We start from the raw sequence: 26,960 nt of genomic DNA, 5'->3' as shown, positions 1-26,960 counted from the left end.
TACCTAGGGGGCAGGGTATGTAAACCGGGCTTGAGAGCAACACAGATCAAATGTGGGAGCTGGCTTGCCTGCGATAGCGGTGTATCAGTTGATGAAGGTGTGACTGTTCCACCACTATCGCAGGCAAGCCAGCTCCCACAGGGGGAATGCGGTGACTGATCGTCCGCGCATAAAAAAGGCGACCCGAAGGTCGCCTTGTTCAATCCGGCGCCGATCAGAACTCGTGATCAGCGTTATCCGGGTTCAGGTCGCTGATGCCCAGCTTGCCTGCGGCGGCTTCGATCGAGCCGGTCTGCTTGACCAGTGCGGCAATCGCGTCACGCACGATCTGATTGCCCTTGTCGTTGCCAGCGGCGATCAGTTGGTCGTAGTGCTCACCGTTGTTGGCGTGATCGACCATGACCTGGATCTTCGCTTCGGTGGTAGCCAGGTCAGCCTTCAGCGTCGCGTCGGCAGCCGGGTCAACCTTGGCGACCAGGGACGACAGGCTGGCGCCGGTCATTTTGGTGCCATCGGTACGGGTGTACTCGCCCAGGTAGACGTTGCGGATGCCCTTGGCGTCGTAGAAGTGCGAGTTGTGGGTGTTGTCGCTGAAGCAGTCCTGCTCGTCTTCCGGCGAGTTGGCTTCCAGGGACACCTTCATGCGCTCACCGGCCAGCTCACCGAGGGACAGGCTGCCCATGCCGAACAACATTTTGCGCAGGCCGTCAGTGGCCGGTTCCGATTCCAGGGTGGCGCGGTAATTGTCTTCGACGTTGGGTTTCCAGTTGCCGACCATTTCCTCCAGGTCGCTGACCAGCAATTGGGTCACGGCGCGCAGGTAGGTGCGGCGGCGCTCGTTGTGACCGCCGGTGGCACCGTCACCGGTCATGTAGTCCGACGCCGGGCGATTGCCTGCGCCTGGGCCGGTACCGTTGAGGTCTTGGCCCCAGAGCAGGAATTCGATGGCGTGGTAGCCGGTGGCGACGTTGGCCTCGGAACCGCCCAGTTCATTGAGGCTGGCGAGTTTTTCCGGGGTGATGTCCTTGACGTCGACCTTGTCTTCGCCGACCTGGATCTGGGTGTTGGCAATGATGTTGGCGTTGGCCCCCGGGTTGCCCAGGGCGTGCTCGTAGGATTTGTCGACGTAGTCGATCAGGCCTTCATCCAGCGGCCAGGAATTCACCTGACCTTCCCAGTCGTCGATGATGGTGTTGCCGAAACGGAACACTTCGCTCTGCAGGTACGGCACACGGGCTGCGATCCAGGCGGTGCGGGCCGCTTTCAGGGTTTCGTCGCTCGGGTTGGCGAGGAAAGTGTCGATCGCGGTCTGCAGGGTTTTCGCGGTGGATTCGGCGTCGCTGTACACCGCGAATACCATGTCGGCGTAATGCGCGACCACAGCCTTGGCGGCAGCCTCGTCGACCTGGCCTGCCGGAGCGGCCGCAGGCGCGGGAGTGCTGGCAGCGGCGGGCGCCTGGGGCGCGGCGGCCTTGTCTTTACCTTCGCCGCAACCGGCGAGAGAAATGGCAATGGCCAGCAGACTGGCGGTGGCCAGGGGCATACGAATCATGGCGAACATCCTGCTTCGGTTGTTGATGGGGCGCACGAGGGGGCGCAAAAACTGCGACATAATGCGAAAGATTTGCATTTTGTGTAAAGGCTTATACGCGGGAAATATTTGGTATCGTTTTGCCGCCTCAGAGAATCGTCGCGTTGTTGCGTTCGGACTGTTTCAAATAAGCCGCCAGCTCCCGCGCTTGCAGCGGTTTGCTGTAGTGGTAGCCCTGGCCCTCGTGGCAGCCCTCGGAAATGATGTAAGCCTCCTGTTCGGCGGTTTCCACGCCTTCGGCGATCACTTGCATGCCCAGGCTTTTACCCAGTTGGATGATGGCGCGCACGATGGTGGCATCATCGTCGTCGTCCAACAGGTCCTGCACGAAGCTCTTGTCGATCTTGATCTTGTCCAGGGGCAGGCTCTTGAGGTAACTCAAGGATGAATAACCGGTGCCGAAGTCATCAATGGCAATCAGCGCTCCGGAACGACGCAGGCTTAGCAAGTGCTGGGCGGCGGTGCTGATGTCCTCCATCAGGCCTGTCTCGGTGACTTCCAATTCCAGGCTGCGAGGCGGCAGGCGGTAGATCTGCATCAGGTTGTTGACCACTCGCGGCAACTCGGTGTGGTGCAGTTGCACGGTGGACAGGTTGACCGCCATGCGCAGGGTGGTGAAACCCAAGTCATGCCATTCGCGCAATTGCCGGCAGGCCTGGTCCAGAACCCATTCGCCAATCGGGATAATCGTGCCGTTCTGTTCAGCCAACGGGATGAACAGGTCGGGTGGCACCAGGCCGTGTTCCGGGTGTTGCCAGCGGATCAAGGCTTCTACACCCACCACACGATGGTCGCGGTAGCTGATCTGTGGTTGGTACACCAAGTGGAACTGGTCTCGACTCAAGGCATCGCGCAAGTCTTTTTCCAGTTCGCGACGGCGGCGCATTTCGCTGTCGACGCTGGCGATATAGAACTGATAGCGGTTGCGTGAGCGGCTCTTGGCCAGGGTCATGGTCTGTTCGGCTTTCTGCAGCAGCTTTTCGGTGCTGTCGCCGTCCTCCGGGAACAGGGTGATGCCGATGGTGGCACGCAGGCGAATCTGATCCTGATCGAGGGCAAACTCCGCCTCCAGGTCGTCCAGGATGCTTTGTGCCAGTTCGGCGGCTTCGTAAGGCTGGTCGATGTCGGCTTGCACCAGCGCGAACTGGTCACCACCCAGGCGGGCCAGCGCGCCGAGGCGGCCACTGTGGGCGCGCAGGCGGTCGGCCAACGCCAGCAGCAATTTGTCGCCGGCCTGATAGGTGAACTGTTCGTTGACGCTCTTGAAGTCGTCCAACCCTACACACAGCACGGCCACGCGGCGTTGGCGGCGGCCGGCGTCGATGAGGATCTTGTCCAGTTGTTCCTGCAGTTTCTGGCGGTTCGGCAGGCCGGTGAGGAAGTCGTACTGGGCCATGCGCAGCAGGCTGGATTCCGCTTCATGGCGCAGGTGCGTATTGCGTTCGATGGATTCCAGCAATTGGTTGGCGGTGTTGATCCACAGCCCCAGTTCATTGCGTTCATGGCCCTTGAGCTGGGGGATTTTGTGCTCGCTGGGTCGGTCCGGGTTGATCGACGTCAAATGCTCGATAATCCGCGACAGCGGTTTGGTCAGCAGCCAGTGATAAACCAGGTACAGCACCAGGCCCATGGCCAGGGCGCGCAGCACACCGGAAATAAAGATGATCACCGAACTGACAATAAAACCTTTGCCGTAGGTGGCGGTGTCCAGGGTAATGCTCAGGTCGCCGTAATACTCGCTATAGGGGCCTTTGCCGACCAGGGCCGTGGTGAAGGTGCGTTCCTGGCCGAGAATCAGGTCGGTCAGCCAACGGGTAGGAGATTGCTGCAGGGCGCGGGTCTTTTCGGCGAGCATGGTTTCGTTGGGGTGGCCGATGGAGGCCATGCGCACGGCGTCGTCCTGGAACAGACCCTCGATGACCTGCATACCCATTTCACGGTCCAGGCTGTAGACAGCCTGGGTCGAGGGGTCGCGAAACATGTCGAGAATACGCTGGGCGTCGCCCGCCACGGCCTGGCGTGTCTTATAGGCATCGAAAACGATCTGCGCCACGCTCAACGCCACGCCCACGATCAATGCCGACAGCAGCACAACCCGTAGCAACTTCACCGACAAGCTGTTCTTGAGTTCCAGCTTCAAAGGGGCATTCCTTGTCTCATGCGGGTAGCCTTCAATATGCCACGAGTATTGGCAATCTCGGGGTGGCAGTCAAAGGAACATTGGGACAAAGGCGGGTTAAAGATGTTCGGGTGGGGGGAAGGTAGGGCAAGGCGGAATGGCATCCGCCTGCCTGAAGAGACATACCCGCTGATCAGCGGCGCCTCAATCACGAAGGACGGTTACGCCGACTTGGGAAGGTCGAAAGTAATTTTTTTATCGACAGTGGTAGCAAAGCTGATGGTCTTGGTCGACGCTGGGGTCTCCTCGCCAAATATCTTCTTGGCTGCACCATTGGCGAAGGGTTGCAGGAGTGCTGTGGCCGCTTTGACAACTTCTCCCGCTACAGGAAGTGCCATTTTCACGATATCGCCAACCAGTGGAATAGCGGTTGCTGCTGCAATGGACATATTGAATTCTCCGACAGGTAGAAGAGGTCAATTCCTCTCCCTCGCTGTCTGCGTGGGTGGCGCCATGGCTCTGGTTCCATCGTCCACAAAAAAGCCCGGCAATGCCGGGCTCTTTCTACTGCAAGCGTTGCTTAGGCAGTGAAGGTCTTGCCTTCGAACTGCTCAGCCACGAACTTCCAGTTGACCAGGTTCCAGAACGCTTCCACATACTTTGGACGCACGTTGCGGTAGTCGATGTAGTAAGCGTGTTCCCACACGTCGCAAGTCAGCAGCGGGGTGTCGCCGCTGGTCAGCGGGTTGCCGGCGCCGATGGTGCTGGCCAGGGCCAGGGAACCGTCAGCCTTTTTCACCAGCCAGCCCCAACCGGAACCGAAGGTGCCGACGGAAGTCTTGGTGAACTCTTCCTTGAACTTGTCGAACGAACCGAACGCGGCGTTGATGGCTTCAGCCAGCGCGCCGGTCGGTTGGCCACCGGCGTTTGGCGCCAGGCAGTTCCAGTAGAAAGTGTGGTTCCAGACCTGAGCGGCGTTGTTGAAGATACCGCCCGAGGAGGATTTGACGATCTCTTCCAAGGTCTTGCCTTCGAACTCGGTGCCTGGCACCAGGTTGTTCAGGTTCACGACATAGGTGTTGTGGTGCTTGTCGTGGTGGTATTCCAAGGTTTCCTTGGAGATGTGCGGCTGCAGGGCATCGTGTGCGTAGGGCAGCGGCGGCAATTCGAAAGCCATGATGATTCTCCTAATCAGGTCAGTTGCGGTGAGCGCAAGGCCGATCACGGGCGGCCAAACAAGCGCCGGGGAGTTTGTACTCTTTGCGGCGCAGGGTCCGGATCATAGCACCGGGGGTGCGGCAAAACCACGCAACAACTGTGTGGGATAGAGGTTCCAGAGCGTTTTGGAATATTCCTCAGGCGCTGATCAGTTGATAGGCCACGCTGAACATCATTACGGCCACCAACAGGTCCAGCAAACGCCAGGTAGCCGGGCGTGCCAGCCAGGGCGCCAGCCACGCCGCGCCGAGTGCCAGGGTGGCGAACCACAGGAACGACGCGCTGGCGGCACCGGCCACGTAGGCGCCGGGTTCGGTCTGTTGGGCGCCGAGTGAGCCGATCAGCAGCACGGTGTCCAAGTACACGTGCGGGTTGAGCAGGGTCACGGCCAGCGCGCTCAACAACACCGCACGCAGTGAGCGCACCTTGAGCGTGTCGCCCTGGTCCAGGCTCTGTTTCGAACAAGCGCGGCGCAGTGCACATGCGCCGTACCAGATCAGGAACGCCGCGCCGCCCCAGCGGGCCATCGCCAACAGCATGGGGCTTTGCGCCAGCACCGTCGCCAGGCCGAACACCCCGGCGGCCACCAACAGGGCATCACACACCACACACAATGCCGCCACGGGTAAGTGATGTTCACGACGCAGGCTCTGCGCCAGTACAAAGGCATTCTGAGTGCCAATGGCCATGATCAGGCCCAGCGCCACCAGCAAACCATTCAGATAACTCTGCCACATAGGATTTACTCCGCGTCTGCTGCCAGTTGCCGCAACACCTGCAGGGCGCGCTCGGCATCGGCACGCCCGACGAACAGGTGGTCGTGGTAATAGCCGGCAATCACATTGCAACTGATGCCGGCCAGGCCCAGCGCACTGGCGAAGGCGGCGGTGAGGCCCACGGCTTCCAGGGCCGAATGCACGTTCAAGGTGATCCACGCGGCGACGTAGTCAAATGCCAGGCCGGCCTGTTCCGCTTGTTGGCGTTCAACGATCAGGGTCAGGCCTTCCTGCTCGCGAAAGCTGCCGATCACTTCGCAGCCGGCAGGGATGCGGTTGTCGGGCACGGTGCAGAACACATAGTCGCCTTCATTGAGCTGGGGGCTCATGCTGCGCAGCAGGGTTGCCAGGGCGGTTTCGCCAGCCATGTGGGGTTCCTTATAAAGAGAGACGCGATGCTGGCTATTCTCAGGGGGCAGGCTGTATAAGAAAAACCAATATTGCTGATCGCTCATTAGGGAAACTGATGTTCGACTATAAATTGCTCTCTGCCCTGGCGGCAGTGGTGGAACAGGCGGGCTTTGAACGCGCCGCCCAGGTGCTGGGACTGTCGCAATCGGCAATCTCACAGCGCATCAAGTTGCTGGAGGCACGTATTGGCCAGCCGGTACTGGTGCGGGCCACGCCGCCGACGCCCACCGATATCGGCCGGCGCCTGCTCAACCATGTGCAACAGGTGCGCCTGCTGGAGCGTGACTTGCAAAGCCAGGTGCCGGCGCTGGATGAGGAAGGCATGCCTGAGCGCCTGCGCATCGCGTTGAATGCCGACAGCCTTGCCACCTGGTGGGCCGAGGCCGTCAGTGGCTTTTGCGCCGAACAGCACCTGTTGCTGGACCTAGTGGTGGAAGACCAGACCGTCGGCCTCAAACGCATGCGCGCCGGTGAGGTGGCAGCCTGCATCTGCGCCAGCGAGCGACCGGTGGCGGGGGCGCGAAGCCTGTTGCTGGGCGCCATGCGCTATCGGGCGCTGGCCAGCCCTGCGTTTATCGCCCGGCATTTTCCCCAAGGCGTACGTGCGGATCAACTGGCGCGCACCCCGGCATTGGTGTTCGGGCCGGATGATTTCCTGCAGCACCGCTACCTGGCCTCCCTCGGTGTGGACGGCGGTTTCGAGCATCATTTATGCCCATCGTCCGAAGGCTTTATCCGCCTGACAGAGGCGGGCTTGGGCTGGGGGCTGGTGCCGGAGTTGCAGGTTCGCGACCAACTGGAAAAGGGCATATTGGTCGAGTTATTGCCAGATAAGCCCATCGATGTGCCGTTGTACTGGCATCATTGGCGCAGTGGCGGGCAACTGTTGGGCTTGCTGACCGACCATCTGGCCCAGGCGTGTGGTCAATGGTTAGTGCCGTTGGAGTGATGGCGCGCGTCAAGGCAGCAGCGATGAAAAACGAAAGCACATGGGGTAATACATGAAGATTCTGGTCACCGGCGCAAGCGGCTTCATTGGCGGGCGCTTTGCGCGTTTCGCCCTGGAGCAGGGCCTGGACGTACGGGTCAACGGGCGGCGCGCCGAGGGTGTCGAGCACCTGGTACGGCGCGGCGCCGAGTTTATCCAGGGTGATTTGAATGATGCAGACCTGGTGCGCGAGCTGTGCCGTGACGTCGAAGCCGTGGTGCATTGCGCCGGCGCCGTGGGCCTGTGGGGCAAGTACCAGGACTTTCACCAAGGTAATGTGTTGGTGACCGAAAACGTCGTCGAAGCCTGCCTCAAACAGCGGGTGGGGCGCCTGGTGCATTTGTCGTCGCCGTCGATCTACTTTGACGGACGCGATCACCTGGGCTTGACCGAAGAACAGGTGCCCAAGCGCTTCAAGCATCCTTACGCCGCCACCAAATACCTGGCCGAACAGAAAGTCTTCGGCGCCCAGGAGTTTGGCCTTGAAGTGCTGGCCCTGCGCCCCAGGTTTGTGACCGGTGCCGGTGATATGAGCATCTTCCCGCGTTTGCTGAAGATGCAACGCAAGAACCGTCTGGCCATTGTTGGCGACGGTTTGAACAAGGTCGACTTCACCAGCGTGCACAACCTGAACGAAGCCCTCCTCAGCAGCTTGCTGGCCCCCGGTTCGGCATTGGGTCGGGCCTATAACATCAGCAACGGCACGCCGGTGCCGGTGTGGGACGTGGTGAACTACGTGATGCGCCAGATGGACTTGCCGCAGGTCACCCGCTATCGGTCTTACGGCTTGTCCTACAGCGTGGCGGCGCTGAACGAAGCATTCTGCGCAATGTGGCCGGGTCGTCCGGAACCGGCGTTGTCGCGTCTGGGGATGCAAGTCATGAACAAAGATTTCACCCTAGACATCAGTCGGGCAAGGCATTATCTCGACTACGAGCCCAAAGTCAGTCTGTGGACCGCGCTCGACGAGTTCTGTAGTTGGTGGAAGGCCCAGGGCCCCGGCCTGAAGTAGTCTCATAACTGGCAACACATCGGGAACCGAATGCGTGGTTCCGGGTCGACCTGTGCGCGGGGAGCGCGGTTTATACTCCCGGTGCTCGGCCTTTCAGCTAGCCATCTCATTGATTCAAGGTAGATTCATGCGTAACGATGCTAACGACGACTTCGACAATGTTCCCAGCCTGCGGGCTGATCCAGGGGACGACGATGATTTCGTGCCGACTCCCGCCACCTCCGTGCGCTCGCGCAATACCCCGGTAGTCAAGGTCAAGCGGGCCAGCACCGGTCCATTGTGGGCCTTGGTCGGTGCGCTGCTGATCGCCTTTGCCGGCCTCGCCTGGTGGAGCTTCCAGCAGATCTCCCTGATGGGCCAGCAGTTGGTCGCCACCCAGGAAAGTTTTGCGCGCATCAGCGAGGAAGCGGCGGGGCGCCTGCAGGATATTTCCGGCAAGGTCGTGGCGAGTGAAGCCAACGTGAACAACGGCAGCGAAGCGCTCAAGTTGCAGATCAAGCAGTTGGAAACCCAACTGCTGGAGCAGGGCAAGCAGCAGGTCGGCGTGGCCGGCCAGGCGAGCGAACTGGACCAGCGCCTGGCGCAAATGACCACCAGCACCACTGAGCTGGCGAGTGCCAATGCCAAGTTGCAAGGCCAGGTGCAAGCCTTGACCGACGCCGTCGCCAGCCTCAAGGCGGCGCAGGGGGAGACCAAGGACCTGGCGACCGACGTGGCGGCCTTGAAGAAACAAGGCAACCCGAGTGCGGCCATCGCCCGCCTGGAGCAGGACCTTCTGGTACTCAAGAGTGCACAGGAAAACCAGCCCGCCAACAGCGACGCACCGACCAATAAAGAGTTCGACGTGTTCCGTATCCAGACCACGCGCAACATCACCACCTTGCAGAGCCAGGTGCAGAACCTGCAACAACAGCTCAACGCGCCAGCGAAGATCACACCTCTTGGGCAGTGAACCGGTTAAAACTGTGGGAGCTGGCTTGCCTGCGATTGCGGTGGGGCAGTTATCAATGGAGGGGTTGGTAGACCGCTATCGCAGGCAAGCCAGCTCCCACAGTTGAATAGTGACCAGGAGTTAGATAATGGCTGCCTGTATCAATGTCACCACTCGGTGACATTTCCCTCCTCCTTCGTTACTTGCCGCCACCTCGCCCTTGTTTAGACTTCGGTCATCCCATAAAAAATAATAAGGGCCATCCATGACCACGCAACCACTGCCTGCCAGCAGTTGGCTGAACGCACCTGCCCATCACGCCTGGCTTGCCAGTGAAGGCCAGCGCCTGCTGTCCTTCGCCAAAGCCTCCCGAGTGCCTGAGGGGTTCGGTAACCTGAATGACAAGGGCCAACTGCCAGCCACTGCCTACGCCGAGACCATGAACACCGCACGCATGACCCACAGTTTCGCCATGGCCCATGCCATGGGGTTGCCGGGTTACGCTGACTTGGTCGCCCACGGCGTCGAGGCGCTCAGTGGTCCCCTGCACGACAGTGAGCACGGAGGCTGGTTCGCCGCGCCCAATGCCCGCGATGGCAACAGCGGCAAGGCGGCTTACTTGCATGCCTTTGTCGCCCTGGCCGCCAGCTCGGCGGTGGTGGCCGGCGCGCCGGGTGCGCAGAACCTGTTGAACGACGCCATCCATATCATCGACCAGTTTTTCTGGAGCGAAGAAGAGGGCGTGATGCTCGAATCCTTTGCCCGGGACTGGACCGGTGTCGAGGCCTATCGCGGGGCCAACAGCAACATGCACGCCACCGAGGCCTTCCTGGCCCTGGCGGATGTGACCGGCGATACGCGCTGGCTGGATCGGGCGCTACGCATCGTCGAGCGGGTCATCCATACGCACGCGGCGGCTAATCAGTTCATGGTGATCGAACATTTCGATACCCACTGGCAGCCGCTGCTCGGTTACAACGAAGACAACCCCGCCGACGGCTTTCGCCCTTACGGCATCACCCCCGGCCATGGTTTCGAGTGGGCGCGGTTGGTATTGCACCTGGAGGCCGCACGGCTAGCGGCCGGGCTGGTCACGCCGGACTGGTTGCTGAGCGACGCCAAAGGCTTGTTCGCCAGTGCCTGTGAGTACGCCTGGGCCGTGGACGGTGCTCCCGGCATCGTCTACACCCTGGATTGGAGCCATCGTCCAGTGGTGCGTGAACGCCTGCACTGGACCCACGCCGAGGCCAGTGCCGCTGCCCAGGCGCTGCTCAAACGCACCGCTGACCCGCATTACGAGATTTGGTATCGAAGGTTCTGGGAATTCTGCGAAAGCCACTTTATCGACAGGGTCAACGGCAGTTGGCATCACGAACTCAGCCCGCACAACCAACCCAGCAGCAACATCTGGGGGGGCAAACCGGACCTATACCATGCCTGGCAAGCGGTGGTGCTGCCTGTACTACCCTTGTCTCCGAGTATGACCAGTGCTTTAGGTCGGGGCTTCTATGTCACAAAGTGGTGACATTTGTACGTCCCTTTGTTACCTGCGCCCTGAACATCCATGTTTAAACTCCGTGCAGCGCAAGCTCCAGACTTGCATGCATAACAACAAGAAAAGGTACTCAGATGAACGCGATTAATCGCCTCGCCGTCGCTATTTCCATTGCCTCGTTGTTTCCCCTCAGTGCATTTGCCGCCGACTCGAAAGGGACGGTTGAAGTTGTGCATTGGTGGACCTCGGGCGGTGAAAAGGCGGCCGTAGATGTCCTGAAGGCCCAAGTTGAGAAAGATGGCTTCGTCTGGAAAGACGGCGCTGTTGCAGGCGGTGGTGGCGCTACCGCCATGACCGTGTTGAAAAGCCGTGCGGTCGCCGGTAACCCGCCAGGCGTTGCCCAGATCAAAGGCCCGGATATCCAGGAGTGGGCGTCGACTGGCCTGCTCGACACCGACGTGCTCAAAGACGTCGCCAAAGAAGAGAAGTGGGACTCCCTGCTCGACAAGAAAGTCTCCGACACCGTGAAGTACAACGGCAACTACGTCGCCGTACCGGTGAACATCCACCGCGTGAACTGGCTGTGGATCAACCCGGAAGTCTTCAAGAAAGCCGGCATCACCAAGAACCCGACCACCCTCGCAGAATTCTACGCAGCCGGCGACAAGCTCAAGGCCGCGGGTTTCATTCCGCTCGCCCATGGTGGCCAGCCTTGGCAGGACAGCACCGTGTTCGAAGCGGTTGTCCTGTCGGTGATGGGGGCCGATGGCTACAAGAAAGCCCTGGTTGACCTCGACAACGCTGCGCTGACCGGCCCGGAAATGGTCAAGGCACTGACCGAGCTGAAGAAAGTCGCGACCTACATGGACGTCGACGGCAAAGGCCAGGACTGGAACCTGGAAGCCGGCAAGGTCATCAACGGCAAGGCCGGTATGCAGATCATGGGTGACTGGGCCAAGTCCGAGTGGACCGCCGCCAAGAAAGTCGCCGGCAAAGACTATGAGTGCGTAGCCTTCCCGGGCACCGACAAAGCCTTCACCTACAACATCGACTCCCTGGCGGTGTTCAAGGTGAAAGACAAGGGCACCCAGGCCGGCCAGCAGGACATCGCCAAAGTCGTGTTGGGTGAAAACTTCCAGAAAGTCTTCAGCATCAACAAAGGCTCGATTCCGGTTCGTAACGACATGCTCCACGAAATGGACAAGCTCGGCTTCGATTCCTGCGCCCAGACGGCGGCCAAGGACTTCCTGGCCGACGCCCAGACCGGTGGCCTGCAGCCGAGCATGGCGCACAACATGGCCACCACCCTGGCCGTGCAAGGTGCGTTCTTTGATGTCGTGACCAACTACATCAATGACCCGAAAGCCGACCCGGCCGACACCGCCAAGAAACTCGGCGCTGCGATCAAGTCTGCGAAGTAACGGTTGGTAGCGGCTTTCTGTGGGAGCCGGGCTTGCCCGCGATGCAGGCAACTCGGTGTGTCGGTTAGACCGAGGTGCCTGCATCGCAGGCAAGCCAGCTCCCACATGATCCGCGTTGTAGCCCTTTTCCCTGTACTGGATTTTCCCATGAGTTCTGTTGCTGTGTTCAGCAAGGCCTCGCCGTTCGATGCACTGCAGCGCTGGCTCCCCAAACTGGTGCTGGCGCCCAGCATGTTTATCGTTCTGGTGGGCTTCTACGGCTACATCCTGTGGACGTTCGTGCTGTCGTTCACCACCTCCACGTTCCTGCCTAACTACACTTGGGCCGGCCTTGCGCAATACGCGCGCTTGTTCGACAACGACCGCTGGTGGGTGGCGAGCAAGAACCTGGCAGTGTTCGGCGGGATGTTCATTGGCATCACCTTGGTGATTGGCGTGACGCTGGCGATTTTCCTCGACCAGAAGATCCGCCGCGAAGGTTTTATCCGCACCATTTATTTGTACCCGATGGCGCTCTCGATGATCGTCACCGGTACGGCCTGGAAATGGCTGCTCAACCCGGGCATGGGCCTGGACAAACTCCTGCGTGACTGGGGCTGGGAAGGCTTCCGTCTCGACTGGCTGATCGACCCTGATCGCGTCGTTTACTGCTTGGTGATTGCTGCTGTGTGGCAAGCCTCCGGCTTCATCATGGCGATGTTCCTCGCCGGCCTGCGGGGCGTGGACCAATCGATCGTGCGGGCCGCGCAGATCGACGGCGCGAGCCTGCCGCGTATCTACTGGAGCGTGGTGCTGCCCAGCCTGCGCCCGGTGTTCTTTAGTGCGGTGATGATCCTGGCGCACATTGCGATCAAGAGCTTCGACCTGGTCGCAGCCATGACCGCCGGTGGCCCGGGCTACTCGTCCGACCTGCCCGCCATGTTCATGTACTCGTTCACCTTCAGCCGTGGCCAGATGGGCATGGGCTCGGCGAGTGCGATCCTGATGCTCGGCGCGATCCTCGCGATCATCGTGCCTTACCTGTATTCCGAGCTGAGGACCAAGCGCAATGACTAGTCTCGCCTCCAAACCTGCCATCAGCCTGAGCCGCATCGCGATCTACGCGGTGCTGATTCTCGCTGTGCTGCTGTACCTGGTGCCGCTGGTGGTGATGCTGCTGACCAGCTTCAAGACCCCGGAAGACATCAGCACCGGCAACCTGCTGAGCTGGCCGACCGTGGTCACCGGCATCGGCTGGGTCAAGGCCTGGGCCACGGTGGATGGTTACTTCTGGAACTCGATCAAGATCACCGTTCCCGCCGTACTGATCTCCACCGCCATCGGTGCATTGAACGGCTATGTGTTGTCGTTCTGGCGCTTCAAAGGCTCGCAGCTGTTTTTCGGCCTGCTGCTGTTCGGCTGCTTCCTGCCGTTCCAGACCGTGCTGCTACCTGCCTCTTTCACCCTCGGCAAGATGGGGTTGGCCAGCACCACCACGGGCCTGGTGTTTGTACACGTGGTCTACGGGCTGGCGTTTACTACACTGTTTTTCCGTAACTACTACGTGAGCATTCCCGACGCGCTGATCAAGGCCGCAAGGCTGGACGGAGCAGGTTTCTTCACCATCTTCCGCCAGATCATTCTGCCGATGTCGACGCCGATCATCATGGTCTGCCTGATCTGGCAGTTCACCCAGATCTGGAACGACTTCCTGTTCGGTGTGGTGTTCTCCAGCGGTGACTCGCAGCCCATCACAGTGGCGCTGAACAATCTGGTCAACACCAGCACCGGGGCCAAGGAATATAACGTGGACATGGCGGCGGCGATGATCGCCGGGCTGCCGACCCTGCTGGTCTATGTGATCGCAGGCAAGTATTTCGTGCGCGGCCTCACGGCTGGCGCGGTCAAGGGGTAATCATGGCTACGCTTGAACTTCGCAATGTAAACAAGACCTATGGCGCCGGCCTGCCCGACACCTTGAAGAACATCGAACTGTCGATCAAAGAGGGCGAGTTCCTGATTCTGGTCGGCCCTTCGGGTTGCGGTAAGTCCACGCTGATGAACTGCATCGCAGGGCTGGAGACTATCACCGGCGGTGCGATCATGATCGGTGATCAAGACGTCAGTGGCATGAGCCCCAAGGATCGTGACATCGCCATGGTGTTCCAGTCCTACGCGCTGTACCCGACCATGAGCGTGCGCGAGAACATCGAGTTCGGCCTCAAGATCCGCAAGATGCCTCAGGCCGATATCGACGCCGAAGTGGCGCGCGTGGCCAAGCTGCTGCAGATCGAACACCTGCTTAATCGCAAGCCGGGCCAGTTGTCCGGTGGCCAGCAACAGCGTGTGGCCATGGGCCGTGCCCTGGCGCGCCGACCGAAGATCTACCTGTTCGACGAACCGTTGTCCAACCTCGACGCCAAGCTGCGGGTCGAGATGCGTACCGAAATGAAGCTGATGCACCAGCGTCTGAAAACCACCACCGTCTATGTCACCCACGACCAGATCGAAGCGATGACCCTGGGCGACAAAGTGGCGGTGATGAAGGACGGCATCATCCAGCAGTTCGGTACACCAAAAGAGATCTACAACGACCCGGCCAACCAGTTCGTGGCGAGCTTTATCGGTTCGCCACCGATGAACTTCGTGCCTCTGCGGTTGCAGCGCAAGGACGGTCGCCTGGTGGCGCTGCTCGACAGCGGCCAGGCCCGTTGCGAGTTGGCGCTTAACGTGTCGGACGCCGGCCTTGAAGACCGTGATGTGATCCTGGGCCTGCGCCCGGAGCAAATCATGCTGGCGACCAGCGAAGGCGACAGTGCGTCGAGCATTCGTGCCGAAGTCCAGGTCACCGAACCGACCGGCCCGGACACCTTGGTGTTCGTGCAACTCAACGACACCAAGGTCTGCTGCCGCCTGGCCCCCGATGTAGCGCCGCAAGTCGGCGAGACCCTGACCCTGCAATTCGATCCGGCCAAAGTCTTGTTGTTCGACGCCAATACTGGCGAGCGCTTGGGCACTGCAGCCGCATCGCCTGCACATGGGCATACCGGCAACGTGGCCCAATTTAAAGGCCGCTGATTCAATAACTCATTGTTTTAGATAAAAAATGTAACCCGCGTTAGATAAAAACAGTTTAATAACAATAAAGACGAGGATGTAGGGATGAAAAAGCAACACAACAACACTCGGCTGATCTGCCAACTGTCAGCAGCAGCCGCTCTGGTATTGTCCGCCAATGCGATGGCGGATGATGCGTTCAGCGCCAATTCCAAATGGATGACTGGCGATTGGGGCGGCGAGCGGACCAAGCTGATCGAACAAGGTATCGACATCAAGGCCGACTACGTCGGTGAGGCTGCCGCCAACCTGCACGGCGGCTACAACGATGACAAGACCGGTCGCTACTCTGACCAGTTCGGTCTCGGCGTAGCGCTGGACCTGCAAAAACTGTGGGGCTGGGATAACACCCAGGCCAAGATCCAACTGACCAATCGTAATGGCCAGAACATCTCCAATGACCGTATTGGCGACCCGCGTGCCGGCACCCTGAGTTCGTCTCAAGAAGTGTACGGCCGAGGCCACATGGTGCGTCTGACCCAGTTCTGGATCCAGCACCAGATGTTCGACAACAAGCTGGACGTGAAACTCGGTTACTTCGGTGAGGGTGAAGACTTCAACACCTTCCCGTGCGACTTCCAGAACCTGTCGTTCTGCGGCTCCCAAGTGGGTAACTATGTAAACACCTGGTACAACTGGCCGGTGGCCCAGGCCGCTATCCGCGTGAAGTACAACATCACGCCTGAGCTGTATGCGCAAATCGGTGCCTACAACCAGAACCCGTCGCAGTTGGAGCATGGTAACGGCTTCAAACTCAGCGGCAGCGGCACCAAGGGCACCGTGATCCCGGTGGAATTGGTCTGGTCGCCGAAGGTCAATGGCCTGCCGGGCGAATACCGTGTGGGTTACTACAAGAGCGCCGCCGATGCGAGCGACGTACGTGAAGACGTCAATGGCAACGATGCGGCCACTACTGGCTCGGCCTACCGTATTCGCAGCAGCAAAACCGGCTACTGGTTCGTGGCGCAACAGCAGCTCACCACCCATAACGGCGACGCTACCCGCGGCTTGAACATTGCGGCCAACGCCACCTTCCACGATAAAGACACCAACCTGGTCGACAACTACCAGTCGCTGATGCTGGTGTACAAAGGCCCATTCGACGCGCGTGCCAAAGATGACGTCGGTATCGGTATTTCGCGTATCCATGCCAACAGCGACGTGAAGAAAAACTCCGAGCTGCTCAATGAGGCCGGCGGTTTCACCGACTACAGTCAAGCGGGTTACACGCCACTGCGTAACACTGAGTACAACGTCGAACTCAACTACGGCTTCCACGTCACCAACTGGCTGACCGTGCGTCCTAACCTGCAATACATCAAGAACCCAGGTGGCGTGGACCAGGTCGACAACGCGCTGGTAGCGGGCCTGAAAATTCAGTCTACGTTCTAACGCTGTTGCGATAAGCTCCTTCTCTCTGTGCGCATTTTGCGGGTAGCCATGGCTATCCGCTTTTTTTTGGGCTGCACTGTGATGATATTCAGGACCGTGGCACATGCATGAGCATCCGCTGCAACGCTTTTTCAAATCCCTGCGCGAGCGTCCGGTGTTCGCCTGGGAGCGTTTTCAGATGCGCGACGTGTTGGTGATCGACCATCCGTTGTGCCAGGCGGTGTTCAGTCGCCAGGGCGCGCAACTGTTGCATTTCCAGCCGCGTGGTCAGAAGCCCTGGTTGTGGTGCGCGGCCAAGTGGCCGCAGGTCGGTGCCATTCGGGGTGGCGTGCCGGTGTGCTGGCCTTGGTATGGTCGTCACCCGAGTGAAAACGCGTGGCCGTCCCATGGTTGGGCGCGGCTGATCGACTGGAAACTGCTCGACAGCAGCACGGACGACGATGGCGTGCGCCTGCACTGGCAGTTACAGCTATGCGACTGGCAGGTCGACCTGCATGCGCACCTGGGTGAAACCCTGGAGCTGCGCCTGAGCACTGAGCATCAGGACGAACTCCCTTGCCAGTTGAGCCATGCTTTGCACGCTTACTGGCGTATTGGTCACGTCGATGAGATAGCGCTGTCTGGGCTCGACGGTGCGCAAGGTTACGACCAGCTCAATCGCCAGGTTTGCCTGCAAGAAGGTGAGCTACGGGTGGAGGGCGGTTGCCAGCGGGTGTTCCAGCACGAGGGCGAATTGCAGCTCAAGGACCACGCCTGGCAGCGCGAACTGTGCATCGACACCGGCGACAGCGCCGACACTGTGGTGTGGCACCCGGGCAGCCGGCCGCTGCTGGGTGTGAGCTTCAACGAGGCGTCGGGGTTTGTGTGCGTGGAGTCGGCGATGGCCGGGGCCAGTTTGGCGCCGGGGGAGAGGGCGCATTTGAGTTTGCAGGCTAGAGCAGGGGTTTAGCGAAGTGGCTGATGGCGTCTTCGCGGGCAAGCCCGCTCCCACAGGGGTCTTTGTCACTCACAAAATCTGTTAGCACTGAAGATCAAATGTGGGAGCGGGCTTGCCCGCGAAAGGGCCGGTACTGCTGGCAGAGATACCTGCTAGTTGAACTCATCCCCAACCGGATACCGGCTGTCATTCAAACTCTCTTTGATCTTGCGCAAATGCGGCTGGAAATCCACCCCGCGACGCAAGGTCATGCCGGTCGCCAACACATCCAACACCGTCAACTGAATGATCCGTGACGTCATCGGCATGTAGATGTCGGTGTCTTCCGGCAGCGGAATGTTCAGGCTCACGGTACTGGCCTTGGCCAGCGGTGAGTTCTCGGCGGTCACGCCCAGTACCGAGGCGCCGTTGCTGCGGGCGATGCGCGCCACTTCCACCAGCTCACGGGTACGCCCGGTGTAGGAAATAATCACGAACAGCTCGCCCGTATGGGCCACCGAAGCGATCATGCGCTGCATCAGCACATCGGCATGGGCGGTCACCGCCAGATTGAAGCGGAAAAACTTGTGCAGCGCGTCCATCGCCACCGGGGCCGAGGCACCCAGGCCGAAAAAGTGGATCTGCCGCGCCTGGATCAACAAGTCCACGGCCTTGCTGATCAAGGCGGGGTCCAGGGCCTGGCAGGCACTGTCCAACGATGCAATGGCGCTGCCAAAGATCTTCTGGGTATAGGCCTCCGGGTTATCATCGGCCTCCACGGCACGGCTGACATACGCCGCGCCACTGGCCAAGCTTTGCGCCAGCTGCAATTTCAGTTCAGGGTAACCGCTGACACCGAACGAACGGCAAAAACGGTTGACCGTCGGTTCACTGACCGAAGCGGCCTGGGCGAGGGCGGCGATCGAAAAACGTGTAGCCTGCTGGGGGTTGAGCAGGATCACTTCAGCGACTTTGCGCTCGGCCTTGTTCAATTCTTCGAGGCGGTTCTGGATCTGTTCCAGAAGATTTCGCACGCGGTCCATTCAGTCTTTCCTTCGGGCGACGATGCAAATTAAGGGCGGCAACCCATCGACGAGCGGCCCTTTGAGGTGGCCTATCCTACTGAGGGTAGCTGAACACCACCACTCGGAATGCGTATTTCGGGAAAATGTTGTGGTTATTACTACATTTTTCCTTGAATGATGCCTTGAAAAAAGGTATTTGTAGCTTAACTTGATAAAAGAACAAACATCATGCCTTCGATAACGGTAGAACCCTGCACCTTTGCCCTGTTTGGCGCCTTGGGTGATCTGGCGCTGCGCAAGTTATTTCCTGCCCTCTATCAACTCGATGGCGCCGGGCTCTTGCACGACGACACCCGCATCATGGCCCTGGCCCGTGAAGCTGGCACCGAGCAAGAGCACCTGGCCCATATCGAAAAAGAACTGCGCAACTACGTCGGCAAGGAATTGGACGAGGCCGTGGCCCAGCGCTTCCTCGCGCGCCTGGCTTATGTGCACGTCGATTTCATGAAGGCTGATGACTATGTCGCCCTTGCCGAAAAAGTCGGAGGCGAACAACGCTTGATCGCCTATTTCGCCACCCCAGCGGCGGTGTATGGCGCGATTTGCGAGAACCTGGCCAAAGTCGGCCTGGCGGAAAACACCCGTGTGGTGCTGGAAAAACCCATCGGTTCGGATCTGGAATCCTCGCGCAAGGTGAACGACGCCGTGGCGCAGTTTTTCCCGGAAAACCGCACCTATCGCATCGACCACTACCTGGGTAAAGAGACCGTCCAGAACCTGATCGCCCTGCGTTTCGCCAACAGCCTGTTCGAAACCCAGTGGAACCAGAACTACATCTCCCATGTGGAAATCACCGTGGCCGAGCAGGTCGGTATCGAAGGCCGCTGGGGTTACTTCGACAAGGCCGGCCAACTGCGGGACATGATCCAGAATCACCTGCTGCAACTGCTTTGCCTGATTGCCATGGACCCACCGGCCGACCTGTCCGCCGACAGCATCCGTGACGAGAAGGTCAAGGTGCTTAAGGCCCTGGCACCGATCAGCCCGGACGGCCTGACCACCCAAGTGGTGCGCGGCCAGTACATCGCCGGCTACAGCGCCGGCAAGCCGGTGCCCGGGTACCTGGAAGAAGAGAACTCCAACACCCAGAGCGATACCGAAACCTTCGTCGCCCTGCGTGCCGACATCCGTAACTGGCGTTGGGCCGGGGTGCCGTTCTACCTGCGTACCGGCAAGCGCATGCCGCAAAAGTTGTCGCAGATCGTCATCCATTTCAAGGAACCGTCCCACTATATCTTCGCCCCCGAGCAGCGCTTGCAGATCAGCAACAAACTGATCATCCGCCTGCAGCCGGACGAAGGCATTTCCTTGCGCGTGATGACCAAGGAACAGGGCTTGGACAAGGGCATGCAACTGCGCAGTGGCCCGCTGCAACTGAATTTTTCCGACACCTACCGCAGCGCACGGATTCCCGATGCCTACGAGCGGTTGTTGCTGGAAGTGATGCGCGGCAATCAGAACCTGTTTGTTCGCAAAGATGAAATCGAAGCCGCGTGGAAGTGGTGTGACCAGTTGATCGCCGGGTGGAAAAAGTCTGGTGATGCGCCCAAGCCGTATGCGGCGGGTTCCTGGGGGCCGATGAGCTCCATTGCACTGATCACGCGGGATGGGAGGTCGTGGTATGGCGATATCTGATTTGAAACTGCCCCAGGGCGTAACGCCTCACGAGTACCGTACACCGGTGCTGTTGGCGGAAGGCCTGGCCAACGATGTGGCAGAACAACTGCGCACGGCTATCAGCGCCCGTGGCGAAGCGACCCTGGTGGTGTCCGGTGGCCGCAGCCCCGTGGCGTTTTTCCAGAACCTGGCCAAGCAAGGCCTGGACTGGTCCAAGGTCACCATCACCCTGGCCGACGAACGCTGGGTACCGGTGGAACATGCCGACAGCAATGCCGGCCTGTTGAAGCAATACCTGCTGCAAGGCCCGGCAGCCAAGGCCAAGTTCCTCAGCCTGTACAGCGCCGCAGCCAATCTTGAAGAAGCCGCCGAGCAGGCTGATCGCCTGCTGGGTGAGTTGCCAGCCATTGATGTGCTGGTGCTGGGCATGGGCGATGACGGCCACACCGCGTCGCTGTTTCCAAACAGCCCGAACCTGACCGAAGCACTGAAGGCCGACGGTACCCGCCGTTGCTGGCCGATGCTGGCGCCGACCGTGCCACACCAGCGCCTGACCATGAGTCGCGCATTGCTGGCCACGGCGAACTACGCCGTACTGTCGATTGCCGGCAGTTCGAAATTGACCACCTTGAGCGCCGCGCTGGCCAGTGACGACGTTGCTGCCATGCCGATTCGCGCGTTTCTGCAACCTACTTTAGAGATTTACTGGTGCCCATGAGCCAAGGATCAGCCGCTATGAAAAGCCCTCAACCGACCGTATCCATGGCGGATAAAGTTGCCCTGATCGACAGCCTCTGCGCCAAGGCGCGGATTCTGCCGGTGATCACCATCGCCCGCGAACAGGACATCCTACCGCTGGCCGATGCCCTGGCAGCCGGTGGTTTGACCGCATTGGAAGTGACCCTGCGCTCCGAGTTCGGCCTCAAGGCCATTCAGGTACTGCGTGAGCAGCGCCCTGAACTGTGCACTGGCGCGGGCACCGTGCTCGACCGTCACATGCTCGAAGCGGCCGAAGTGGCTGGCTCGCAGTTCATCGTCACCCCAGGCATTACCCGTGACTTGCTGGAAGCCTCGGTGCACAGCCCGATCCCGCTGCTGCCGGGCATCAGCAACGCCTCTGGCATCATGGAAGGCTATGGCCTGGGCTATCGCCGCTTCAAGCTGTTCCCTGCTGAAGTCAGCGGTGGCGTGGCCGCCATCAAGGCCCTGGGCGGTCCGTTTGGCGAAGTGAAATTCTGCCCGACTGGCGGCGTTGGCCCGGCCAACATCAAAAACTACATGGCGTTGAAAAACGTGATGTGCGTGGGTGGTAGCTGGATGCTTGATCCTGAGTGGGTCAAGAACGGCGACTGGGCCCGTATCCAGGAAGTCACCGCACAGGCGCTGGCACTGCTGGATTGATCTGATTCATCGAATCGTTGTTGCTGTGCTTAACGGCATTTTTGCGGTGCACTTGGTCGGTGTACCGCTTTTTTTTGCCCGTAGAAAACACAAGGTCAACATAGCGCTAAATGTGGGAGGGGGCTTGCCCCCGATTGCGGAGGATCAGTGCCAGTTGTATCAACTGACAGACTACTATCGGGGGCAAGCCCCCTCCCACAGTGTTAATCGGTGCAAAGTTCGGTGATGGCGTTGACCAAGATATTGATGTCCGCCGCTGAGGTGACCAACCCCGGAGTCACCCGGATACAGGTGCCAAACGTCGCCCCGACACGGGTCGTCGTGGACAGGCCATAGTCGTTGAGCAAGCGATCCGCCATCGCCTGCTGATCGCGCCCGATGAACTTGAAAGCCGTGATCCCGCAATACAGCCGAGGATCGTCCGACGTCAGCACCTCAATCCCCGGCAACGGCCGCACCTGGCTCACCCACAGATCACGCAGGTAATTCACCCGAGCACCTTTGGCTGCCGCGCCACCCAAGGCGCGATGTTCTTCAAACACCAAGGGCAAGGTCATCAGCGCGGGAAAGTTGGGCGTGCTGTAGGACGTCCGTGCGCGCACATCGGTCATCGGGTAGTGAAACTCGCCCATGTCCGGGTCGATGTCTGCCAGGCGCTCGGGGGCTATATAGAGAAAGCCCAGGGTCAGCGGGGCGCCGATCCACTTGTGCAGGTTGAAGCCGGCGAACTGGATGCCAAGCTCAGCCAGGTTGAACTCGATCTGGCCCAGGGCATGGGCGCCATCGAGGATCACATCGATACCCTGTTCACGGGCGGCTTTGGCAATGGCTTCGACGGGCATCACCAGCCCGGTGCGGTGGGTGACATGGGTCAGGGCCATCAGCTTGAGACGCGGATACTGGGTAAATGCCTGGCGATAGGTTTGCACCAGGCTGTCAAAACTGGCCGGGTGGGTGTGGGAAATCTCGATCACTTCCACGCCGCGATAACCTGCCAACCAACGCATGGCCCCTTTGACCGTGTCGTACTCCAGGTCACTGATCAGCACCTGATCGCCCGGTTGCAGGCGGTTGTAGTTACGGATCAGCGACTGCAAGGCTTCGGTGGCATTGCGAGTGAAGGCAATCGATTGCGGATCAACGTCGATCAGCCCGGCCAGTTGGCGGCGTATCTCAACGTTTTCACCTTGTTCGAAGCGCTGGCGTACATACACCGAATTGCTGCGGTTGATAAACGCAACGTGCTCCAGATATTGCGCGTTTACCGTACGGCTCATGCGCCCGAAGTAGCCGTTTTCCAGGTTGATGGGGCCAGGGGCCAGTTCATAGCGCTGGGCGATGGTTTGCCAATGATCTTCGTTGTGCGCATTCCGTGGCATGACAGGGCTCTTAGTGGCGAGGGGCGGGTTTGCCGTGTTTCACACGCAGCGGCTCGAGTAGTTCGGACAAACCGTTGTGGTCAATTTCCTGCATAAGTGCCAGTAAGCCGCCCAGTTCTCCGTGGGGGAAACCTTCACGGGCGAACCAGTTCAGGTAAGGGCCGGGCAGGTCGGCAATGATCCGTCCCTTGTATTTGCCGAAGGGCATTTCGCGGGTGATCAGCAGTTCGAGTTTTTCCGGGTTCATGGGCTTCAGGTGATGGGGTCGAGACCTTGGAAAATACAGGCATTCTGCATGGAGACCAAGAAGCCGAGTGCGGTGAAGACGACGCTCTGAAGGCTTATAAAGAAGCGATCAACACAGCCTGCTGTGTAACAAATGTGGGAGGGGGCTTGCTCCCGATTGCGATGGGGCAGTCGACATTTCCGTGACAGACACACCCCAATCGGGAGCAAGCCCCCTCCCACATTTGTATGGTGTAGAGCCTGAAATTGCTATCAGCCGATGCTGATCGGCGGCAATTCAGTCAACTCCACCACCTGCTGCTTGCGTGGCGCAAGAATTTCCGCCTCGCCGTCCACTACCAGCTCATCGCGCTGGTTGAATACACGGGTGGCGATGCGCACGCGGAACTTCGGCAGTTTTTCGAGGATTTCCAGACGCACGGTCAGGGTGTCGCCGATCTTCACCGGTTTCTGGAAGCTCATCTGCTGGCCGATGTAGATAGTGCCCGGTCCAGGCAGTTCACAAGCGACCGCCGCGCTGATCAGGGCGCCGCTGAACATGCCGTGGGCAATACGCTCCTTGAACATGGTCGCCTTGGCGTACTCGGCATCCAGGTGCACCGGGTTGTGGTCGCCAGACATCGCGGCAAACAGCTGGATATCACGCTCTTCGACGGTTTTGCTGTAGCTGGCGGTCTGGCCGACTTCGAGGGCTTCGTACGGGGTGTTGGTAACCTGGGTCATCTAAAGGTGCATCCTGTGGCTAATCGGTAAATTAATAGACTGATTTTAAACGGTTTACTCTCAAAAAGAAGTTACTCGCAGCGGGTCGGCCGGCATAAGGCCAGGGCCTGGTCGAGCCACGTCAGCACATCGGCGGTGACTTCATCGCGGTTGGTTTCATTGAACACTTCATGGCGCGCCTGCGGGTAGATATTCAATTGCAGGTGCTGGCAGCCGGCCTCACGCAGGGCATGGGCCAGGCTTTTGAGACGTTTGCCTTCACTGACCGGATCACATTCGCCGCCCATCACCAGGATCGGCAGGCCCGGGTCGATCTGGGCGAGATTGGACGCTTTGCTGATTTGCTGCAAGCCGCCCAGCAGGTCGATCCACAGTTGGTTGGTGCAACGGAATCCACAGAGTGGATCGTTGATGTACTTGTCCACTTCGTCCGGGTCACGGCTGAGCCAGTCAAACGCCGTACGGTTGGGCTTGAACGCCTTGTTGAATGAGCCAAACGACAAAAAGTCGATCAATGCGCTGCGCCCGCGCAAGCCCTGCCGTGCCCGCTCGATGCGGGCGATCACCCCGGCAGCGCGGTACAACATCACTGGCTGGAAATTCGACCCGCTGAGAATCACCCCGTCCAGGCTGGCGCTGTGGTGCAGCAGGTAGGCCTGGGCGATATAACTGCCCATGCTGTGGCCCAGCAGAATGATCGGCAGCCCCGGCTGTTTAAGCGCGATGTGCTGATTGAGGCTGGCGAGGTCGCCCACGACTTTGCTCCAGCCATCGTGCTCGGCGTACAACCCCAAAGTGCCTTCATCGGCTGTGCGGCCATGACCACGCTGGTCCGGCGCATACAGCCCGTAGCCGGCGGCGCACAACGCTTGGGCCAGGCGCGCGTAGCGACCACTGTGCTCGGCCATGCCATGGGACAGCATGATCATGGCCTTGGCAGGGCCTTCCGGCAGCCATTGATTGACGTACAGGCGGCTGCGGTCATTCGCGGTCAGCCAGAAGGTGCTGTGATTCATGGCGATTCCTTTGCTCGGGGTCGATGCAGTGTATAGCTCATCCGCCAGAGGCTGGGGTATCTGCCTACGCGTCAGATACAAGATTCATACAATCAATGACACGGTTTGGCATATTTGCCTGATTGGCCATAGCTGCTAACGTCCCCAAAGCTCCGCTTTTTATAGCTGCCTGATATTTGCAGCTGCAGCGGTCGGACACACTCAGGTAAGAGGACAAGAATAATGCAACCTGATTTCTGGAATGACAAACGCGCTGCGGGTGTCCCCAACGTCATCGACCTCACCAGCTATAAATCGGTGATCGAAGTCTTCGAACGCTCCTGCAAGACCTTTGCCGACCGTCCGGCATTCAGCAACATGGGCATCACCCTGACCTACGCCGAGCTTGAGCGCCAGAGTGCGGCATTCGCCGGCTACCTGCAAAACCATACCGACCTCAAGCCCGGTGAACGCATCGCGGTGCAGATGCCCAACGTGCTGCATTATCCCATTGCCGTATTTGGCGCACTGCGCGCCGGGCTGATCGTGGTCAACACCAACCCGCTGTACACCCCCCGCGAGATGCGCCACCAGTTCAAGGACGCCGGCGTGCGTGCGCTGGTCTACCTCAACCTGTTCGGCTCGCGGGTGCAGGAAGTGTGCAGTGATACCGAGATCGACTACCTGATCGAAGCCAAGATGGGCGACTTCATGCCCACCGCCAAAGGCTGGCTGGTCAACACCGTGGTCGACAAGGTGAAGAAGATGGTCCCGGCCTACAGCCTGCCTCGGGCCGTCTCCTTCAAGCGCGCCTTGCGCATGGGCGCTGGCCTGGGCGTGACGCGCCATCCGGTGAGCCTGGACGACATCGCGGTGCTGCAATACACCGGTGGCACCACCGGCCTGGCCAAGGGCGCGATGCTCACCCATGGAAACTTGGTGGCGAACATGCAACAGGCGCGGGCGTGCATGTCCCAGGTTACCGATGACGGCCAGCCGCTGGTGAAGGAGGGGCAGGAGGTGATGATTGCGCCGTTGCCGCTCTATCATATCTATGCCTTCACGGCGAACTGCATGTGCATGATGGTGACCGGCAACCACAACGTGCTGATCACCAACCCGCGGGACATCGGCGGCTTTATCAAGGAGCTGAAGAAGTGGCGGTTCTCCTGCCTGCTGGGGCTCAACACGCTGTTTGTGGCGTTGATGGACCACCCGGACTTCAAGACCCTGGACTTCTCTCATCTGAAGATCACCAACTCTGGTGGCACCGCACTGATCAAAGCCACTGCAGAACGCTGGAAGGCACTCACCGGTTGCTCCATCGGCGAAGGCTACGGCCTGACTGAAACCTCACCGGTGGCGAGCACCAACCCCTATGGCAGCCAGTCGCGACTGGGCACCGTGGGTATCCCGGTGCCGGGCACCGCGATGAAAGTCATCGACGATGAAGGCCATGAGTTGCCATTGGGTGAGCGGGGCGAGCTGTGCATCAAGGGTCCACAAGTGATGAAGGGCTACTGGCAACAACCGGAGGCCACCGCCGAGACCCTGGACGCCGAAGGCTGGCTCAAGACTGGCGACATTGCGGTCATCGACACCGATGGTTTCGTCAGTATCGTCGACCGCAAGAAAGACCTGATCATCGTCTCGGGTTTCAACGTGTACCCCAACGAGATCGAAGATGTGGTGATGGCCCACCCAGCCGTGGCCAATTGTGCGGTGATCGGCGTACCGGATGAGCGCACGGGGGAGGCGGTGAAACTGTTTGTGGTGGCGCGGGCCCAGGGAGTGAGCCTTGAAGAGCTGAAGGCGTACTGCAAGACCAACTTCACCGGGTACAAGGTGCCCAAGCATATTGTGTTGCGCGAGTCGTTGCCGATGACACCGGTGGGCAAGATATTGCGACGTGAGCTTCGCGACATCGCCTGATGTGAAATGCGGTTCAAAAATGTGGGAGGGGGCTTGCCCCCCGATAGCGGTGTATCAGCCAGCTTGTATGTAGCTGACACACTGCAATCGGGGGCAAGCCCCCTCCCACATTGTTGTTCATTGGTCTGAAAGGTCCGTTACAGAGCCTTTCCAGAGGGTATTTCTGCTGGGTTTAAAGTGTGACCAAATATTGTAGGACAGTCGTGTTTATGACTG

At 59.8% G+C, this 26,960-nt stretch carries 25 protein-coding genes; 14 read left to right on the top strand and 11 right to left on the bottom strand.

The window, feature by feature from the left end:
* Window positions 1-214: 214 nt before the first annotated feature.
* The 6 genes from AC07V4_RS17840 to AC07V4_RS17815 all read right to left on the bottom strand — a co-directional run bounded on the left by AC07V4_RS17840 (window position 215) and on the right by AC07V4_RS17815 (window position 6,072).
* On the bottom strand, window positions 215-1,552 hold the full coding sequence (locus AC07V4_RS17840; protein ID WP_492637862.1) for an imelysin family protein: 1,338 nt from the start codon (window positions 1,550-1,552) through the stop codon (window positions 215-217).
* 127 nt (window positions 1,553-1,679) lie between these two features.
* Window positions 1,680-3,731 carry a putative bifunctional diguanylate cyclase/phosphodiesterase gene (locus AC07V4_RS17835; protein WP_492637861.1) on the bottom strand — a complete coding sequence of 684 codons (2,052 nt, stop codon included), beginning with the start codon at window positions 3,729-3,731 and terminating at the stop codon, window positions 1,680-1,682.
* 200 nt (window positions 3,732-3,931) lie between these two features.
* Entirely contained in the window at window positions 3,932-4,159 is a 228-nt protein-coding gene (locus tag AC07V4_RS17830) for a hypothetical protein (protein WP_492637860.1), read from the bottom strand.
* A 131-nt stretch (window positions 4,160-4,290) separates the two neighbouring features.
* Window positions 4,291-4,887 (bottom strand): superoxide dismutase, encoded by a 597-nt coding sequence (locus tag AC07V4_RS17825; RefSeq protein ID WP_003212997.1) that lies wholly within the window; start codon window positions 4,885-4,887, stop codon window positions 4,291-4,293.
* Between the two features lie 178 nt (window positions 4,888-5,065).
* Window positions 5,066-5,665 (bottom strand): LysE/ArgO family amino acid transporter, encoded by a 600-nt coding sequence (locus tag AC07V4_RS17820; RefSeq protein WP_492637859.1) that lies wholly within the window; start codon window positions 5,663-5,665, stop codon window positions 5,066-5,068.
* 5 nt (window positions 5,666-5,670) lie between these two features.
* Window positions 5,671-6,072: an ACT domain-containing protein gene (locus AC07V4_RS17815; RefSeq protein ID WP_492637858.1), complete on the bottom strand. Its 402-nt coding sequence runs from the start codon at window positions 6,070-6,072 to the stop codon at window positions 5,671-5,673.
* Window positions 6,073-6,170: 98 nt separating this feature from the next.
* Here AC07V4_RS17815 and AC07V4_RS17810 point away from each other — a divergent pair, with 98 nt between their 5' ends.
* The 10 genes from AC07V4_RS17810 (at window position 6,171) to AC07V4_RS17765 (ending at window position 17,399) form a co-directional block, all read left to right on the top strand.
* Complete coding sequence (locus AC07V4_RS17810) at window positions 6,171-7,064, top strand: LysR family transcriptional regulator ArgP (protein WP_016975403.1); 894 nt, start codon at window positions 6,171-6,173, stop codon at window positions 7,062-7,064.
* Window positions 7,065-7,116: 52 nt separating this feature from the next.
* Complete coding sequence (locus tag AC07V4_RS17805) at window positions 7,117-8,115, top strand: NAD-dependent epimerase/dehydratase family protein (protein ID WP_492637857.1); 999 nt, start codon at window positions 7,117-7,119, stop codon at window positions 8,113-8,115.
* Window positions 8,116-8,242: 127 nt separating this feature from the next.
* Entirely contained in the window at window positions 8,243-9,067 is an 825-nt protein-coding gene (locus AC07V4_RS17800; protein WP_492637856.1) for a BAR domain-containing protein, read from the top strand.
* Between the two features lie 244 nt (window positions 9,068-9,311).
* Window positions 9,312-10,571, top strand: a complete 1,260-nt coding sequence (locus tag AC07V4_RS17795; RefSeq protein ID WP_492637855.1) for a D-mannose isomerase — start codon at window positions 9,312-9,314, stop codon at window positions 10,569-10,571.
* A 104-nt stretch (window positions 10,572-10,675) separates the two neighbouring features.
* The gene (locus tag AC07V4_RS17790; protein ID WP_492637854.1) at window positions 10,676-11,962 is read left to right on the top strand and encodes an ABC transporter substrate-binding protein; all 1,287 of its coding nucleotides are present in this window, start codon (window positions 10,676-10,678) and stop codon (window positions 11,960-11,962) included.
* A gap of 147 nt (window positions 11,963-12,109) precedes the next feature.
* The gene (locus tag AC07V4_RS17785) at window positions 12,110-13,018 is read left to right on the top strand and encodes a carbohydrate ABC transporter permease (RefSeq protein WP_431751187.1); all 909 of its coding nucleotides are present in this window, start codon (window positions 12,110-12,112) and stop codon (window positions 13,016-13,018) included.
* Window positions 13,011-13,856: a carbohydrate ABC transporter permease gene (locus tag AC07V4_RS17780; RefSeq protein ID WP_058421424.1), complete on the top strand. Its 846-nt coding sequence runs from the start codon at window positions 13,011-13,013 to the stop codon at window positions 13,854-13,856. The genes AC07V4_RS17785 and AC07V4_RS17780 overlap by 8 nt, the downstream gene beginning before the upstream one ends.
* 2 nt (window positions 13,857-13,858) lie before the next feature.
* Complete coding sequence (locus tag AC07V4_RS17775) at window positions 13,859-15,019, top strand: ABC transporter ATP-binding protein (protein ID WP_431751185.1); 1,161 nt, start codon at window positions 13,859-13,861, stop codon at window positions 15,017-15,019.
* An 84-nt stretch (window positions 15,020-15,103) separates the two neighbouring features.
* Entirely contained in the window at window positions 15,104-16,450 is a 1,347-nt protein-coding gene (locus tag AC07V4_RS17770; RefSeq protein ID WP_492637853.1) for a carbohydrate porin, read from the top strand.
* A gap of 103 nt (window positions 16,451-16,553) precedes the next feature.
* Window positions 16,554-17,399: a D-hexose-6-phosphate mutarotase gene (locus AC07V4_RS17765; protein WP_492637852.1), complete on the top strand. Its 846-nt coding sequence runs from the start codon at window positions 16,554-16,556 to the stop codon at window positions 17,397-17,399.
* 140 nt (window positions 17,400-17,539) lie between these two features.
* Here the strand turns inward: AC07V4_RS17765 and AC07V4_RS17760 are convergent, their stop codons facing one another.
* Complete coding sequence (locus AC07V4_RS17760; protein ID WP_174554056.1) at window positions 17,540-18,400, bottom strand: MurR/RpiR family transcriptional regulator; 861 nt, start codon at window positions 18,398-18,400, stop codon at window positions 17,540-17,542.
* A gap of 219 nt (window positions 18,401-18,619) precedes the next feature.
* On the opposite strand from AC07V4_RS17760, the gene zwf reads away from it, so the two are divergent.
* The 3 genes from zwf to AC07V4_RS17745 are packed head-to-tail and all read left to right on the top strand — an operon-like array spanning window position 18,620 to window position 21,469.
* Window positions 18,620-20,086, top strand: coding sequence for a glucose-6-phosphate dehydrogenase (gene zwf / locus AC07V4_RS17755; protein WP_431753587.1), 1,467 nt, complete (start codon window positions 18,620-18,622; stop codon window positions 20,084-20,086).
* Window positions 20,073-20,786 carry a 6-phosphogluconolactonase gene (gene pgl, locus AC07V4_RS17750; RefSeq protein WP_492637851.1) on the top strand — a complete coding sequence of 238 codons (714 nt, stop codon included), beginning with the start codon at window positions 20,073-20,075 and terminating at the stop codon, window positions 20,784-20,786. Before zwf ends, pgl begins: the two co-directional genes overlap by 14 nt.
* 17 nt (window positions 20,787-20,803) lie before the next feature.
* A complete protein-coding gene (locus tag AC07V4_RS17745) occupies window positions 20,804-21,469 on the top strand; it encodes a bifunctional 4-hydroxy-2-oxoglutarate aldolase/2-dehydro-3-deoxy-phosphogluconate aldolase (RefSeq protein WP_026013852.1) in 666 nt (221 codons plus the stop codon).
* Between the two features lie 203 nt (window positions 21,470-21,672).
* Here the strand turns inward: AC07V4_RS17745 and AC07V4_RS17740 are convergent, their stop codons facing one another.
* The 4 genes from AC07V4_RS17740 to AC07V4_RS17725 form a co-directional block, all read right to left on the bottom strand.
* Window positions 21,673-22,848, bottom strand: a complete 1,176-nt coding sequence (locus AC07V4_RS17740; protein WP_492637850.1) for an aminotransferase class V-fold PLP-dependent enzyme — start codon at window positions 22,846-22,848, stop codon at window positions 21,673-21,675.
* Window positions 22,849-22,858: 10 nt separating this feature from the next.
* Entirely contained in the window at window positions 22,859-23,095 is a 237-nt protein-coding gene (locus AC07V4_RS17735) for a DUF3820 family protein (RefSeq protein ID WP_017139191.1), read from the bottom strand.
* A 251-nt stretch (window positions 23,096-23,346) separates the two neighbouring features.
* Window positions 23,347-23,817, bottom strand: a complete 471-nt coding sequence (locus AC07V4_RS17730; protein WP_431750805.1) for a MaoC family dehydratase — start codon at window positions 23,815-23,817, stop codon at window positions 23,347-23,349.
* 71 nt (window positions 23,818-23,888) lie between these two features.
* Entirely contained in the window at window positions 23,889-24,833 is a 945-nt protein-coding gene (locus tag AC07V4_RS17725) for an alpha/beta hydrolase (RefSeq protein ID WP_492637849.1), read from the bottom strand.
* 222 nt (window positions 24,834-25,055) lie between these two features.
* Here AC07V4_RS17725 and fadD2 point away from each other — a divergent pair, with 222 nt between their 5' ends.
* On the top strand, window positions 25,056-26,744 hold the full coding sequence (gene fadD2, locus AC07V4_RS17720; protein WP_492637848.1) for a long-chain-fatty-acid--CoA ligase FadD2: 1,689 nt from the start codon (window positions 25,056-25,058) through the stop codon (window positions 26,742-26,744).
* Window positions 26,745-26,960 lie beyond the last annotated feature (216 nt).

Source organism: Pseudomonas sp. GW821-FHT03A09 (assembly GCF_059421065.1).
Note: the sequence above shows the minus strand (reverse complement) of the source record. Positions and strands in the feature narration are given on the sequence as shown.